The 12,769-nt window shown below is 41.4% G+C and carries 13 protein-coding genes; 11 read left to right on the top strand and 2 right to left on the bottom strand.

The annotated features are described in order from the left end of the window. The first annotated feature begins 151 nt into the window (after positions 1–151). From D8837_RS08565 to D8837_RS08600, 8 genes are all read left to right on the top strand, one after another. A complete protein-coding gene (locus D8837_RS08565; RefSeq protein ID WP_125456792.1) occupies positions 152–364 on the top strand; it encodes a hypothetical protein in 213 nt (70 codons plus the stop codon). 119 nt (positions 365–483) lie between these two features. After that, on the top strand, positions 484–1,176 hold the full coding sequence (locus D8837_RS08570; RefSeq protein ID WP_125456793.1) for a YjjG family noncanonical pyrimidine nucleotidase: 693 nt from the start codon (positions 484–486) through the stop codon (positions 1,174–1,176). A gap of 61 nt (positions 1,177–1,237) precedes the next feature. Then, positions 1,238–1,891, top strand: a complete 654-nt coding sequence (locus D8837_RS08575; RefSeq protein WP_125456794.1) for a uracil-DNA glycosylase — start codon at positions 1,238–1,240, stop codon at positions 1,889–1,891. Positions 1,892–1,900: 9 nt separating this feature from the next. Beyond that, entirely contained in the window at positions 1,901–2,365 is a 465-nt protein-coding gene (locus D8837_RS08580; RefSeq protein ID WP_001135768.1) for an NUDIX hydrolase, read from the top strand. 12 nt (positions 2,366–2,377) lie between these two features. Next, the gene (locus D8837_RS08585; RefSeq protein WP_125456795.1) at positions 2,378–3,646 is read left to right on the top strand and encodes a dihydroorotase; all 1,269 of its coding nucleotides are present in this window, start codon (positions 2,378–2,380) and stop codon (positions 3,644–3,646) included. Between the two features lie 41 nt (positions 3,647–3,687). After that, positions 3,688–5,049, top strand: a complete 1,362-nt coding sequence (gene pdrM / locus D8837_RS08590) for a sodium-coupled multidrug efflux MATE transporter PdrM (protein WP_125456796.1) — start codon at positions 3,688–3,690, stop codon at positions 5,047–5,049. A gap of 153 nt (positions 5,050–5,202) precedes the next feature. Next, positions 5,203–6,171 (top strand): thiamine pyrophosphate-dependent dehydrogenase E1 component subunit alpha, encoded by a 969-nt coding sequence (locus D8837_RS08595; RefSeq protein ID WP_125456797.1) that lies wholly within the window; start codon positions 5,203–5,205, stop codon positions 6,169–6,171. Between the two features lie 15 nt (positions 6,172–6,186). After that, positions 6,187–7,179 carry an alpha-ketoacid dehydrogenase subunit beta gene (locus D8837_RS08600; RefSeq protein ID WP_061452541.1) on the top strand — a complete coding sequence of 331 codons (993 nt, stop codon included), beginning with the start codon at positions 6,187–6,189 and terminating at the stop codon, positions 7,177–7,179. 142 nt (positions 7,180–7,321) lie between these two features. On the opposite strand, the gene D8837_RS09765 is transcribed toward D8837_RS08600, so the two are convergent. Beyond that, positions 7,322–7,450: a hypothetical protein gene (locus tag D8837_RS09765; RefSeq protein WP_260468888.1), complete on the bottom strand. Its 129-nt coding sequence runs from the start codon at positions 7,448–7,450 to the stop codon at positions 7,322–7,324. Between the two features lie 289 nt (positions 7,451–7,739). Between D8837_RS09765 and D8837_RS08605 the strand changes: the two genes are divergently transcribed. The 3 genes from D8837_RS08605 to D8837_RS08615 are packed head-to-tail and all read left to right on the top strand — an operon-like array spanning position 7,740 to position 11,581. Continuing rightward, a complete protein-coding gene (locus D8837_RS08605; RefSeq protein ID WP_125456798.1) occupies positions 7,740–8,783 on the top strand; it encodes a dihydrolipoamide acetyltransferase in 1,044 nt (347 codons plus the stop codon). A gap of 45 nt (positions 8,784–8,828) precedes the next feature. Beyond that, entirely contained in the window at positions 8,829–10,532 is a 1,704-nt protein-coding gene (gene lpdA, locus D8837_RS08610) for a dihydrolipoyl dehydrogenase (protein WP_125456799.1), read from the top strand. Positions 10,533–10,591: 59 nt separating this feature from the next. Further along, the gene (locus D8837_RS08615) at positions 10,592–11,581 is read left to right on the top strand and encodes a lipoate--protein ligase (protein WP_125456800.1); all 990 of its coding nucleotides are present in this window, start codon (positions 10,592–10,594) and stop codon (positions 11,579–11,581) included. Between the two features lie 64 nt (positions 11,582–11,645). On the opposite strand, the gene xerS is transcribed toward D8837_RS08615, so the two are convergent. After that, entirely contained in the window at positions 11,646–12,725 is a 1,080-nt protein-coding gene (gene xerS, locus D8837_RS08620; RefSeq protein ID WP_125456801.1) for a tyrosine recombinase XerS, read from the bottom strand. Positions 12,726–12,769 lie beyond the last annotated feature (44 nt).

Here is a 12,769-nt window from a genome sequence, read left to right on the forward strand (position 1 = left end):
TAATATAATTAAACCATAAGAGCAAGAAGGTTGTGCTTAAAAAATAATCTTAGTATAGCTTATCTCTGACAAATATTTAGATTTTAGAGCTGTTTAATTTTAAGCAGTCATTATTTTTAATCATTAGGGGCTTCAAAGGAGAATATTTAAAATGAAACATTTTTTTGCAGGAATTGGTGAGATAAGATTTAGTAGTTATCTATTGTCTCTATGTGTAGGACTAGCCCCTCTTTTTCATATCTATGTAATAGGCTCTGAAATGAGTTTTGTGAAAATAGTATTATCTATTTTGGGAATCATATTTGTAGCTATTTTAACTATTGCTCGAATTTATAGAAGATTTTTTTATAATTCACCAGAATAGTATGTGTTAGTTAATCAATTGGAACTATTATTTTTGTTATACTTTACCACTTTTAAGTTTTTACATTAAACAACTGGCTGAAGTGAAAGTTGTTTATCTTAGAAAGGAAAACTCTCAAATTGTCCTACAAATTTCTACTCTTCGACCTCGACCACACTCTTCTTGATTTTGATGCTGCTGAGGATGTGGCTTTGACGCAACTTCTAAGAGAAGNAGGAGTTGCAGATATTCAGGTTTATAAAGACTATTACGTTCCTATGAACAAGGCTCTCTGGAAGGACTTGGAGCTGAAGAAAATCAGTAAACAAGAGCTGGTTAACACGCGCTTTTCTCGTTTATTTGGTCATTTTGGACAGGAAAAAGACGGTAGTTTTCTTGCCCAACGTTACCAGTTTTACTTAGCCCAGCAGGGACAAACTCTTTCGGGCGCTCATGAGCTTTTGGACAGTCTCATTGAGCGTGATTATGAGCTGTATGCTGCGACAAATGGAATTACTGCCATTCAGACGGGACGTTTGGCTCAATCGGGTCTGGAACCTTATTTCAATCAAGTCTTTATCTCTGAGCAATTGCAAACACAAAAGCCAGATGCTCTCTTTTATGAAAAAATTGGCCAACAGATTGCAGGTTTTAGCAAAGAAAAGACGCTGATGATTGGAGATTCCCTAACCGCCGACATTCAAGGTGGCAACAATGCTGGGATTGACACGATCTGGTACAATCCTCATCACCTCGAAAATCACACACAAGCCCAGCCAACCTACGAAGCCCATTCTTACGAAGACTTGCTGGATTGTTTAGATAAACTGTAAAAAGTGGTTTAGATAGCCACTTTTTGCTATAATAGAGGCAGTAAAAACGAAGGAGTCGGCTATGGAACATTCGTCTTGGCATGCTTTGATCAAGGAGCAATTACCTGAGGGTTATTTTGGGAAAATCAATCAGTTTATGGAGCAGGTCTATGCTCAGGGAACTGTTTATCCACCTAAGGAAAAGGTTTTTCAGGCTCTCTTGACAATACCGCTTGAAGAAGTTAAGGTGGTGATTCTAGGCCAAGACCCCTATCACGGGCCAGGTCAGGCGCAGGGCTTGAGTTTTTCTGTACCTGACTCTATCCCAGCTCCGCCATCCCTTCAAAATATCTTACAAGAATTGTCAGATGATATCGGAGTTAAGAAATCTCATGATTTGACAGCTTGGGCTGAGCAAGGAGTCTTGCTTCTTAATGCTTGTTTGACGGTTCCTGCTGGACAGGCCAATGGTCATGCTGGTCAGATATGGGAACCCTTTACAGATGCGGTTATTAAGGTTGTCAATAATCTGGATAGACCTGTAGTCTTTGTCCTTTGGGGTTCTTTTGCACGCAGGAAGAAGGCTCTGGTTACCAATCCTCATCACTTGATTATCGAATCAGCCCATCCCAGTCCTTTGTCAGTTTATAGAGGATTTTGGGGTTCCAAGCCTTTTTCCAAGGCCAATGCATTCTTAAAAGAGACAGGACAAGAGCCAATCGATTGGCTTAGATAAGGAGAAAATATGCCTCAGTTAGCGACGATTTGCTACATTGATAACGGGAAAGAACTACTCATGCTTCACCGTAATAAGAAGCCTAATGATGTTCATGAAGGGAAATGGATTGGCGTGGGTGGTAAGCTAGAGCGAGGAGAGACACCTCAGGAATGTGCTGCGCGTGAAATCCTCGAAGAAACAGGGCTCAAAGCTAAGCCAGTTCTAAAAGGTGTTATCACTTTTCCTGAATTTACGCCAGATTTAGACTGGTATACCTATGTTTTTAAGGTGACGGAGTTTGAGGGCGACTTGATTGACTGTAATGAGGGGACGCTAGAATGGGTTCCCTATGACGAAGTTCTCAGCAAGCCAACTTGGGAAGGTGACCACACCTTTGTTGAATGGCTTTTAGAGGACAAACCCTTCTTTTCAGCCAAATTTGTTTATGATGGGGATAAATTGTTGGATACCCAAGTCGATTTCTATGAATAAAGGAGAAAGCAGATGCTACTAATCAAAAACGGTCGTGTAATGGATCCCAAGTCTGGTTTGGATCAAGTGTGTGATGTTTTAGTTCACGATGGGAAAATTGTTAACATTGCGCCTGAGGTCAAGGAAGAAGGAGCAGAAACGATTGATGCTACTGGTCTTGTGGTTGCTCCTGGTTTGGTCGATATTCATGTGCATTTCCGTGAACCTGGTCAAACACACAAGGAAGATATTCATACTGGTGCCCTAGCAGCCGCTGCAGGCGGTTTTACAACTGTTGTCATGATGGCTAATACTAGTCCAACCATTTCAGATGTAGAAACCCTGCAAGAAGTTCTCCAGTCAGCTGCAAAGGAAAAGATTAATGTCAAGACGGTTGCGACCATTACTAAGAATTTTAATGGGCAAGATTTGACTGACTTTAAAGTACTCTTAGAAGCTGGAGCCGTTGGTTTTTCTGATGATGGTATTCCGCTTGAAAGTAGTAAAGTTGTCAAGGAAGCCATGGAGGAAGCTAAAAAGCTTAATACCTTTATTAGTCTTCATGAGGAAGATCCAGGTTTGAACGGTATTCTTGGCTTTAATGAAAATATCGCTAAAGAACATTTCCATATCTGCGGTGCGACTGGGGTAGCTGAGTATGCTATGATGGCGCGTGATGTCATGATTGCCTATGCAACCAAGGCCCATGTTCATATTCAGCATTTGTCTAAGGAAGAAAGTGTTAAAGTAGTGGAGTTTGCTCAAGGGTTAGGTGCGCAAGTAACAGCAGAAGTAGCGCCACAGCATTTCTCCAAGACGGAAGCACTCCTCTTGACTCAAGGTAGCAATGCTAAGATGAATCCTCCACTTCGTTTGGAATCAGACCGTCGTGCCGTGATTGAAGGTCTCAAGTCAGGTGTCATCACAGTTATTGCGACAGACCACGCGCCTCACCATGCAGATGAAAAAAATGTTGAGGATATCACCAAAGCACCATCTGGCATGACAGGTTTGGAAACCTCTCTTTCTCTCGGTTTAACTTATTTGGTGGAAGCTGAGGAGCTGAGCTTGATGGAATTACTCGAAAAGATGACCTACAACCCAGCCAAGCTTTACAATTTGGAAGCAGGTTACTTGGCTGAGAATGGTCCGGCGGACATCACTATTTTTGATGCTAAGGCTGACCGCCTTGTGGACTCCCATTTTGCTTCAAAAGCAGCTAATTCACCATTCATTGGTGAAACATTAAAAGGGCAGGTTAAATATACCATCTGTAAGGGACAAATCGTCTATCAAAACTAGGTGGGAGTCTGCTTTGTAAACCAAAAGAATAGAGAGCCTATATGTACCAAACCCATCATTTTAAAGATAAGTTTATCTTATTTTTAAAGATATTTTTCCCCATCCTGGTTTATCAATTTGCCAATTATTCTGCATCCTTTGTTGATACGACTATGACTGGCAAATACAATACCATGGACTTGGCTGGTGTGTCTATGGCAACCAGTATCTGGAATCCATTCTTTACATTCCTAACAGGGATTGTGTCAGCCCTGGTGCCCATCATTGGTCACCATCTTGGTCGAGGCAAAAAGGAAGAGGTTGCGTCTGATTTTTACCAGTTCATCTATCTGGCCTTGGGCCTATCCGTGGTCTTGCTGGGGATGGTACTTTTCTTGGCACCACCAATCTTGAATCATATTGGACTAGAAGCACCGGTGGCGGCAGTAGCGGTTCGCTATCTTTGGTTTTTATCTATCGGAATTATCCCCTTGTTGCTTTTTAGTGTTATTCGCTCCCTGCTGGATTCGCTGGGCTTGACCAAGCTGTCCATGTACCTCATGCTTTTGTTACTTCCTTTCAATAGCGGATTTAACTATCTCTTGATTTACGGTGCCTTTGGTGTTCCAGAACTGGGAGGTGCTGGTGCTGGTTTAGGTACTTCCTTGGCCTACTGGGTCTTGCTTGGGATTTCTGTTCTGGTCTTATTTAAACAGGAGAAGCTCAAAGACCTACATCTTGAGAAACGAATTCCACTTAATATGGATAAAATTAAGGAAGGAGTTCGCTTAGGTCTGCCTATTGGGGGAACTGTCTTTGCGGAAGTGGCTATCTTTTCCGTGGTTGGCTTGATTATGGCTAAGTTCTCATCCTTGATTATCGCTAGTCACCAGTCAGCCATGAACTTTTCAAGTCTTATGTACGCCTTTCCTATGAGTATCTCATCGGCTATGGCTATTGTCGTTTCCTATGAAGTGGGAGCAAAGCGATTTGATGATGCGAAAACCTATATTGGTCTAGGAAGATGGACAGCTCTCATTTTTGCGGCCTTCACCTTAACCTTCCTTTACATTTTTAGGGGAAATGTGGCTAGTCTTTATGGTAACGACCCAGAATTTATCGATTTGACAGCGCGCTTTTTGACTTATAGTCTTTTCTTCCAGTTAGCAGATACCTTTGCAGCACCGCTCCAGGGAATTTTACGGGGGTATAAGGATACAGTTATTCCTTTTTACCTTGGTTTGCTTGGTTATTGGGGCGTAGCAATCCCAGTGGCTATGCTATTTGATTCCCTAACAGATTTTGGAGCTTATTCTTACTGGATTGGCTTGATTATTAGTCTAATTGTGAGTGGGATTCTCTACCGTTGGCGTTTAACTATGATTATGAAGAGATTTGAATCTTTAGCAAAATCTAAACGATAAAAAGTTTGTGAAAAAATATTCCTAATAAGAAAATCCCTTATTCCTATGGGATTTTCTTTTTTAATTTGTGAAATTTTCTTTAGAAAAACTTTGACAGTATTTGTCAAAAACGGTAAAATAGTAAGGTAAGAAGAAAGTTAGAAAGGCAAGAAGATGTCAATTTTAGATAAAAATCTTTTGCTAGAGATGTTCCGTAAGATGGAAGAAATCCGTCGCATGGACTTAAAAATTGCGCAATTAGTAAAGAAAGGGAAAGTGCCAGGAATGACGCACTTTTCTGTTGGAGAAGAGGCTGCTAACGTGGGTGCTATGTTAGCTCTCAACCCAGACGATTTGATCACATCAAACCACCGTGGTCACGGGCAAGCTATTGCCAAAGGAATTGACCTCAACGGAATGATGGCTGAGATCCTCGGCAAATACACTGGAACCTGTAAAGGTAAAGGTGGTTCTATGCACATCGCCGACCTAGATGCTGGTAACCTCGGTGCCAATGGTATCGTAGGTGGTGGTATGGGAATCGCTGTTGGTGCAGCCCTCAGTCAGCAAATGCAACATACTGGAAAAATCGTTGTCTGCTTCTTTGGAGATGGTGCGACCAACGAAGGTGTTTTCCACGAAGCAGTAAATATGGCTTCTATCTGGAACCTGCCAGTCATTTTCTATTGCATTAACAACGGTTACGGTATCTCTGCGGATATCAAGAAAATGACCAATGTAGAACATATCCATCAACGTAGCGCCGCTTATGGAATTCCTGGAATGTTCATCGAAGATGGTAACAATGTCATCGACGTCTATGAAGGATTTAAGAAAGCTGTAGATCATGTTCGCAGTGGTAATGGTCCAGTCTTGATTGAAAGTGTCACTTATCGTTGGCTTGGTCACTCATCATCTGACCCTGGTAAATATCGTACACGTGAAGAAGTGGAATTGTGGAAACAAAAAGACCCAATCGAAAATCTTCGCAAATACCTCATTGAAAATACTATTGCAAGCGCCCAAGAATTGGAAGAAATCCAAGCGCAAGTTAAGGAAGCAGTAGAAGCTTCTGTTAAATTTGCGGAAGAAAGTCCATTCCCACCACTTGAATCAGCATTTGAAGATATTTACGCAGACTAAGGAGAAAGAGATAAAATGGAAACAAAAACAATGTCCTTCCGTGACACCATTATCCTTGCTATGTCTGAGGAAATGCGTCGCGATGAAAATGTATTCTTGATGGGAGAAGATGTCGGTGTCTTTGGAGGAGACTTCGGTACTTCTGTCGGAATGCTTGAAGAATTTGGTCCAGAACGTGTTCGTGACTGTCCGATTTCTGAGGCTGCCATTTCAGGAGCAGCAGCAGGAGCAGCCATGACAGGACTTCGTCCAATCGTTGATATGACCTTCATGGACTTCTCGGTTATTGCCATGGACAATATCGTCAACCAAGCTGCTAAAACACGTTACATGTTTGGTGGTAAAGGTCAGGTTCCAATGACTATCCGTTGTGCAGCTGGTAACGGAGTTGGATCTGCCGCCCAGCACTCGCAATCACTAGAGTCTTGGTTTACTCATATTCCAGGACTTAAGGTTGTAGCACCAGGTACGCCTGCGGACATGAAAGGACTGCTTAAGTCTTCTATCCGTGATAACAACCCTGTTATCATTCTTGAGTACAAGTCAGAATTTAACCAAAAAGGGGAAGTACCAGTTGATCCAGACTACACGATTCCACTTGGAGTCGGCGAAATCAAACGCGAAGGAACGGATGTAACAGTTGTTACTTATGGGAAAATGCTTCGCCGTGTGGTTCAAGCTGCTGAAGAATTAGCAGAAGAAGGAATTTCTGTTGAGATTGTTGACCCACGCACCCTTGTTCCGCTTGATAAGGATATCATCATTAACTCAGTTAAGAAGACTGGTAAGGTTGTTCTGGTTAACGATGCCCATAAAACAAGTGGCTATATCGGTGAAATTTCAGCTATTATTTCAGAATCAGAAGCATTTGACTATCTAGATGCACCAATCCGCCGCTGTGCAGGAGAAGATGTGCCGATGCCTTATGCACAAAACCTAGAAAATGCAATGATTCCAACAGTTGAAAGCATCAAAGATGCCATCCGTAAAACATATAACAAAGAATAGAATTACATAAAATAAGTTATGTAAAATAACGGTTGTTTTTAACTTTAGTAACTTGAGATATGTATTATACCCAAGTTATTTGCAAATTTGCGACAGGAGAGAGTCGAATCGATGTTATTCGACGAACGACTTAGTAAGTCTACTAGGTTGACCGCCTAATAGCGGCAACCGTAGCAACTTGAGATACGTGTTGTATCCAAGTTGCTTGTAGAGTTGAATTCGGACGGAGGTCTGCGAAAAAAAGATAGATTTCCTTGTGTTCATCGAACACATCGTCAATCTCCTATTTTTTCATTGCCCTTTTCGTCCTTAATATCTTATATTCGAACACGGGCTAAAAGCTCGGAAAAAAGATAAATCTCCTTGGCTTCATCGAAGTCTGCGTTGATTTCCTATTTTTCAGTCGCTTTTAACGCCCTTTGTATCATATAATTGAACTCGGGCTAAAGTCTGTGTGAAAAAGATAAACTTTCCTAGAAACTAAAGTTTCTTCGTCTAGTTTCCTATTTTCACTTTGACTTTTGACGCCCTTAGTATCTTATAATAGAATTGGAGAGGTCATGGCTGATGACAAGCTAAGAGCGACTCCTGCAGCTAGAAAGTTAGCGGATGATTTAGGGATCAACCTCTACGACATTTCTGGCTCAGGTGCAAACGGTCGTGTCCACAAAGAAGACGTGGAAACTTATAAAGACACAAACGTGGTTCGCATTTCGCCACTTGCAAAACGAATTGCCCTCGAACATAATATTGCTTGGCAGGAAATCCAAGGAACGGGTCACCGTGGTAAGATCATGAAGAAGGACGTTTTAGCCTTGCTTCCTGAAAATATCGAAAACGACACCATTAAGTCTCCTGCTCAGATTGAAAAAGTGGAAGAAGTCCCTGATAACGTAACACCATACGGTGAAATTGAACGTATTCCAATGACACCAATGCGTAAGGTTATTGCCCAACGCATGGTTGAATCTTACCTAACTGCGCCAACCTTCACCCTCAACTATGAAGTTGATATGACTGAAATGTTGGCTCTTCGTAAGAAGGTTCTTGAGCCAATCATGGAAGCAACTGGGAAGAAGACTACTGTAACAGACCTTCTTTCACTTGCTGTTGTTAAGACTCTTATGAAACACCCTTATATCAACGCTTCATTGACAGAAGATGGCAAGACCATTATCACTCACAACTATGTCAATCTTGCCATGGCAGTTGGGATGGATAATGGATTGATGACACCTGTTGTTTACAATGCTGAGAAGATGAGTCTTTCAGAACTGGTTGTAGCCTTCAAAGATGTTATTGGTCGTACCTTGGATGGTAAATTGGCTCCAAGTGAACTGCAAAATTCAACATTCACAATCAGTAACTTGGGAATGTTTGGCGTTCAGTCCTTTGGTCCAATCATCAACCAACCCAACTCAGCTATCCTTGGTGTGAGCTCGACAATTGAGAAGCCAGTTGTTGTCAATGGTGAAATTGTGATTCGCCCTATCATGAGCCTAGGATTGACCATTGATCACCGTGTCGTAGATGGTATGGCTGGTGCTAAGTTTATGAAGGACTTGAAAGAATTGATTGAAAATCCAATATCAATGTTGATTTAAGAACAAGAGTATTCATTTTTAAGATATAGATAAAGGAAGGAAGACATGGCCTTAGAAGTAATTATGCCAAAAGCCGGCGTGGATATGACAGAAGGACAAATCGTCCAATGGAATAAAAAAGTCGGGGAATTTGTAAAAGAAGGAGAAATCCTTTTGGAAATCATGACTGACAAAGTCAGCATGGAATTGGAAGCTGAAGAAGATGGGTACTTGATTGCCATTCTCAAAGGAGATGGCGAAACTGTCCCTGTAACGGAAGTTATCGGTTACCTCGGAGAAGAAGGGGAAAACATCCCAACAGCTGGAGCCGCATCGCCAGAAGCTAGCCCTGCACCTGCAGCTAGTGTCTCAAACGACGATGGTAAGAGCGATGATGCCTTTGATATCGTTGTGATTGGTGGAGGTCCTGCTGGTTATGTTGCGGCCATTAAAGCTGCCCAACTCGGTGGTAAGGTTGCCCTTGTTGAGAAATCTGAACTCGGTGGAACCTGCTTGAACCGTGGATGTATCCCAACCAAGACCTATCTTCACAACGCTGAAATTATCGAAAATATCGATCATGCCGCAAACCGTGGTATCGTAATCGAAAATCCAAATTTCACTGTAGATATGGACAAACTCCTTGAAACCAAGTCTAAGGTTGTCAATACCTTGGTTGGCGGAGTTGCAGGACTTCTTCGTAGCTACGGAGTTACTGTTCATAAGGGTATCGGTACTATTACTAAAGACAAGAATGTCTTGGTAAATGGTTCTGAATTGCTTGAAACCAAGAAAATCATCCTTGCTGGTGGTTCAAAAGTCAGCAAAATCAACGTCCCTGGTATGGAATCTCCACTTGTCATGACCAGCGATGACATCCTTGAAATGAACGAAGTGCCAGAAAGCCTCGTTATCATCGGTGGTGGTGTTGTCGGTATCGAACTTGGTCAGGCCTTCATGACATTTGGTTCAAAAGTAACTGTTATCGAAATGATGGACCGTATCGTGCCAGCTATGGATGCCGAAGTGTCTAAGAACCTTCGCTTGATCCTTGAGCGTAAAGGAATGACCATCTTGACTGGTACTAAACTGCAAGAAATCATTGAGGAAAATGGTCAACTTCGTATCAAGGTTGAAGGAAAAGACGATATCATCGCAAATAAAGCTCTTCTTTCAATCGGTCGTGTGCCGGATCTTGAAGGTATTGGCGATGTTGAGTTTGAATTGGATCGTGGTCGTATCAAGGTCAACGAATATATGGAAACTTCAGTTCCAGGTATTTACGCACCAGGTGATATCAACGGTACTAAGATGTTGGCTCACGCAGCTTTTCGTATGGGGGAAGTTGCCGCAGAAAATGCCCTTAAAGGAAATCATGCTGTTGCCAAACTGAACTTGACTCCTGCAGCCATCTATACTCTTCCTGAAGTAGCAGCAGTAGGTTTGACCGAAGAACAAGCCCGTGAGAAATACGATGTAGCCATTGGTAAATTCAACTTTGCTGCTAACGGTCGTGCCATTGCATCAGATGCAGCTCAAGGTTTCGTAAAAGTCATTGCAGATAAGAAATACGGAGAAATCCTTGGTGTTCATATCATTGGTCCTGCAGCTGCAGAATTAATCAATGAAGCGTCAAGCATTATCGAAATGGAAATTACTGTTGAAGAAATGTTGAAGACTATCCACGGACACCCAACCTACTCTGAAGTGATGTACGAAGCATTTGCGGATGTTTTAGGAATGGCCATCCACTCACCTAAGAAAAAATAAAAGAAAGATAGATTAGACTGGAAAGGTGTTTTCCAGTCTCTATCGTATAAAGGGATATCATGAAATATATTATCAATCATTCAAACGACACTGCCTTTAATATTGCCTTGGAAGAATATGCCTTTAAACACCTTTTGGATGAGGATCAAATCTTCCTACTTTGGATTAACAAGCCATCTATCATTGTTGGTCGTCACCAGAACACTATCGAAGAAATCAACCGTGATTATGTTCGCGAAAATGGTATTGAGGTAGTTCGCCGTATCAGTGGTGGTGGAGCTGTTTACCACGATTTAAATAACCTCAACTACACGATTATCTCAAAGGAAGATGAAAACAAGGCTTTTGACTTCAAGAGCTTCTCAACTCCGGTTATCAATACCCTGGCTCAACTTGGGGTTAAAGCTGAGTTCACAGGTCGTAATGACCTTGAGATTGATGGTAAGAAGTTCTGCGGCAATGCCCAAGCCTATATCAACGGCCGTATCATGCACCACGGTTGCTTACTCTTTGACGTNGATTTGTCAGTCCTTGCTAACGCCCTCAAGGTTTCAAAGGACAAATTTGANTCAAAAGGTGTGAAATCGGTTCGTGCTCGTGTNACCAATATTATCAATGAATTACCAGAAAAAATCACAGTCGAAGAATTCCGTGATTTACTNTTGGAATACATGAAAAAAGAGTATCCAGAGATGACAGAATACGTTTTTTCTGAGGAAGAAGTAGCTGAAATCAATCGCATCAAGGACACTAAGTTTGGAACTTGGGACTGGAACTACGGTAAATCACCTGAATTTAACGTCCGTCGTGGAACAAAATTCACCAGTGGTAAGGTCGAAGTCTTTGCCAACGTCCTTGAATCAAAAATCCAAGACATCAAGATTTATGGTGACTTCTTTGGTATTGAAGACGTTGCAGCTGTAGAAGATGTCCTTCGTGGCGTCAAATACGAACGCGAAGATGTCCTTAAGGCGCTAGAAACCATTGATATCACACGCTACTTCGCTGGTATTAGCCGTGAAGAAATCGCTGAAGCGGTAGTTGGATAAATCAAAAAGAAGTTGGTCGTAGGATCAGCTTCTTTTTTAAAAATCATATATTACATAATTTATTTTATGTATTNCATAAACTATCTAGAGCATTCTTTTGTTCATCATTAACGATATGGGTATAGAGGTCAGTTACTTGTGTGCTTGCATGTCCTAGCTGGTGACTGACCAAAACTTGCGATTTAGTCGCATCATAAAGCCTAGTTGCTAGAGTATGTCGTAGTTTATGGGGAGTTACACGGACTTTGAAGTCCTCAGAGTACTTAGCAACCATCTTTTCCACACTGGAAGCATCGATACGATTAGGAACACCTCTGTAGAGTGTCAAAAAAAGGGCTGTATCTGTTTTTTCTGTCTTATAGCGTTGATTACGAATGGCCAGATAATTCTCTAGATATGGCTTTGCAAAGGCAGCGACATTGACCGAGTCACGTTTACCCCCTTTTCGAGTGACATCAATAACCATCATTTTGAGATTGAGATCCCTTATATCCAGATTAACAGCTTCAGATAAGCGAACACCAGAAGCCAAGAGAAGGGCAATAATGGCCAAATCTCGTTCCTTATTTTTGTTGAATGATGAGAGAGCTCGATTTGAGAGCTGTTGTGGATACTCTTGGTCGATATAAGTTAGAAAACCTTCTGTTTCATCACCTAGAAAGAGTTTTTGCTTGATATTTTCAGCTCTGGCAGCAAGTGTTTCTTTCTTTTTCTTGGTTGAAACTTTCTTCATTACATTACGATAGAAATAAGGTTCTCCCTGATCGTTTTCAACTTCCTCAGTCAAATACTTATAAAGACTAGAAAGTGCTGACAAGGTTCGATTGATAGTTGTTTGTGAGACACCTTGCTTTGTTGTATTAGCATTCAGCAAAGGACGTTCTCGTAGATAAAGGATAAAGGATTCCATGTCTTTCTTAGACATATTTTCCAAGACAGATAAAGGAATATCAACCATTTTATCTGCGTTTGAAATGCCAGACTCCAAAACCCAGCTAAAAAATCGATAGTATTCCTTGAGGTATTCGTACAAGGTTGTAAAACTGTAAGGTACAGCCAGCTTAGATTGGTAGTATTCCAGAACATACCAGGGCATGATTTGTTTTAGTTTGTCGATTCGTTCCAGTAAAATCTCACGTTTCATGTATTTTCTCCATAAATAAGTTTACTAGTAGTATAGCATAGACT

Source organism: Streptococcus mitis (assembly GCF_003942965.1).
GTDB classification, from domain to species: domain Bacteria; phylum Bacillota; class Bacilli; order Lactobacillales; family Streptococcaceae; genus Streptococcus; species Streptococcus mitis_BH.